The organism is Patescibacteria group bacterium (assembly GCA_024654625.1).
Taxonomy (GTDB): Bacteria; Patescibacteriota; Minisyncoccia.
Window position 1 is genome coordinate 1 of sequence record JANLHB010000022.1, and the last position, 2,823, is coordinate 2,823.

Annotated in this window: 2 protein-coding genes; both read left to right on the forward strand. The window is 32.2% G+C overall.

Features of this window, described 5'->3' with window-relative positions; all coding sequences use genetic code 11:
• Positions 1 to 321: 321 nt before the first annotated feature.
• Complete coding sequence (locus tag NUV40_02550; GenBank protein ID MCR4342764.1) at positions 322 to 1,272, forward strand: hypothetical protein; 951 nt, start codon at positions 322 to 324, stop codon at positions 1,270 to 1,272.
• Complete coding sequence (locus tag NUV40_02555; protein ID MCR4342765.1) at positions 1,259 to 2,641, forward strand: hypothetical protein; 1,383 nt, start codon at positions 1,259 to 1,261, stop codon at positions 2,639 to 2,641. The genes NUV40_02550 and NUV40_02555 overlap by 14 nt, the downstream gene beginning before the upstream one ends.
• Positions 2,642 to 2,823: the final 182 nt, after the last annotated feature.

The window sequence follows — 2,823 nt, forward strand, 5'->3', positions numbered from 1 at the left end:
ACCCGGCGGGGTTAAGCGGGGTAAATATATCCTGCTGCGAATGAAAGAACCATTTTATCTCAGCATAAAGGAGGGAATTTATCTCAGTGCTATCGATTTTATCACTTTTTGACAAAAACAATGATAATGGTAAACGGAGCATACGGAAAAGGGTGAGAAATCTTACACAAAATAGAAACGAGCAAATAGCGCCTAAGTCAAGAAGGTTTATCTTGGATAGTAAAGGCATCCCCTTGCTGCCTTTAGGTTGGTGTAAGTTAAAAAAACAATCCGAGATTAAAATAGAAACGGGGGATGGAAATGGAAAGTAGGACATTCAATATGAGAGAAGCAATTTTCAAAAAGCATGGAGTTAATGTTTCTCTTTCTGATCTGGAAAGCCACATGGATAAATTAAAAAATTCCAACAACCATAGCAAAGAAGATTATCCCAAAGAGTACTGGGGATATTATTTCTCTAAAATCTTTCCGGATTCACTTAAGATGTTTGAGGCGATTGCTTACCATCAGATAGAAATGGGTAAAACGGATATTCTGGCAGAGACCTTCCCTAAAATAGATATCGATTTTATAAAAGAGAAATATGATATTTTGATCTCATTAGTCGGCTTTTCACCAGAGCCTATCATACACACTATATGCACATTGAAACCAACATCTAAGATCTACCTGATATGTAGTGAAGGGACAAGGCGTTTTTGCAAAAATAGTATCGAGTTTAAAACATTTGTAGAAGATTTTGTAAAAGGAAATCAATTGAAACTGGATAAAGTTGAAGATTTAAATAGTATCGGGTATAAAAACGAGAATATAGATGTTATATCAAGGACTGTGGATTCAATTTTACCCGATGAAATATCAAAAATCATCGAGGAGATAATAAGTGAAAACAAGGGCAAGAGAGTAGCCATTGATATAACCGGAGGTAAAAAAACAATGCTCGCAAGTGCCTTTACGATAACATCCCTTTACTCTATTCCCGCCTACTATGTAGACTTTCAGGAATATGATAATGATGTAGGAAAGCCAGTATACGGAACCGAATTCCTCAATCAAGTGACCAATCCGATTAGTTCATTTATTGAACAACTTGGAACTGTATTTAAAGAGATAGGAGAGGGATCTCCATTAAATAAGAAAAAATTAAGAAAAAGCCATGATGAACTTGCAAAGACATTAGTGAAATTAGGCTTATTAAAATTAAATCCTGAACAGAATACTTATAGTAAAAACACACCTGCATCTAAAAAATGGCCTGATGAAAATATATGATAAAATGGAAACTTTAAGAGAACGTTACAATAAAGAGATAAGCTTGGAAGATAATGAACTTTACCTGACGTATAAAGACGAAAAAGGAGCTATTGAAAAAGAAAAATACAAACTTGACCACATAGATACTGATACATTCAAAGCACCATTAGAAAAAGACGATGAATTTTTCTATAACTTGCTCTTTTTTATTAAGGATAATAATTATAAGAAAGAACACAAATATAGATTTTTTGAAGCGTATAAAGATTGGTATTATCCTTCTGAAAATAAAAGCGATCACAAGAAAAATCTTCATGATACTTCTAAAGATAAAAGTGATCACCGGAAATTAATTTTCTATGCTTCTTCAATATTACTTAATGAGAACGACGCAAATGAATTTGATCAAATTATCTTTCCAATAAAGTATGCTATTGAGAATCCGTTTTTTTTCTACATGATGGAAATAGATAGAGAAAAATTTATAAATGAGATCATTTGGAAAGACGGAGAAAAGAAGGAATTACACCTTTTTATAAAAAATCGTTCCAAACAAAACGATGTTGGGTGGAAGATATTAGAATTTCTATTAACCAACTGGTACCTGCCTCGTTATGACCTGGAAACTACCGGATTAATAATCAATAAATTAAAGCCTGAAAAAAGCAGACTGGATATACTGATAACTTTTGTTAAATCTATCAAAAACAATTGGAAACAAATTGTGGTTATTGTTATTTTCGCTATATTCTTTTTATTCATCAACTATAAAAATCCACCATACATTCCTCAAAGTTACAAACTACCACTAACCTATAAGGAATTAGTTTCTGATAATAGTGTATATAATTATAAAAACATACTTTCCATTTTATTTGTTGCCACTTCGTACGTTCTTATTATATGGCATTTTATTAAAATCTGTGGTAACAGATTGAAAGTTCAACTTTATATCCCCCGGCTTCTTGCCGCTATTATTATTGGTTACTTCCCGCTATTTGTTGCTAAGGACGCATGGGTATTTGGAATGAACTGTCCACCCCTGGTTGTTTTAGTTCTGATACCATTATGTCTGATCTTTTCATTTGTATATTTATTTTACAAAGTCAATAATAATGTTGAAGATCGTAAGATTGCGCTAGAACGTGTATTAAAAATATTTTATCGTGGAATTATTTATTCAATAATCTCAGGAACTATTATTTTTGACCTGACTTGCGGTACTAATATGCATGATTGCACTCCTGAAGGCTACAACAATATATACATGGGGATTTTTGGAGTTATTGATCCAACGATCCTCTTGGTTTTCTTCCCTTTAGCTCTGCTTATAGGTATATTTGTTCAGATTATCTGGGAAGATAAACCAATTACACATTCTATATAACCTAATTAATAAACACCAGAAAGTAGAAAAACACATCTAACATATTATATTTTAAAGGTTTAACGGAGCTTTTAAAAACACTGAAAAAGGGGGTAGGTTACAGGAAAGTTGTAAGATGAATATTTACAGACTGTTATGAATAATTATTTTAATTTTTGATAAGAATTTGGAGGTGAAATGAT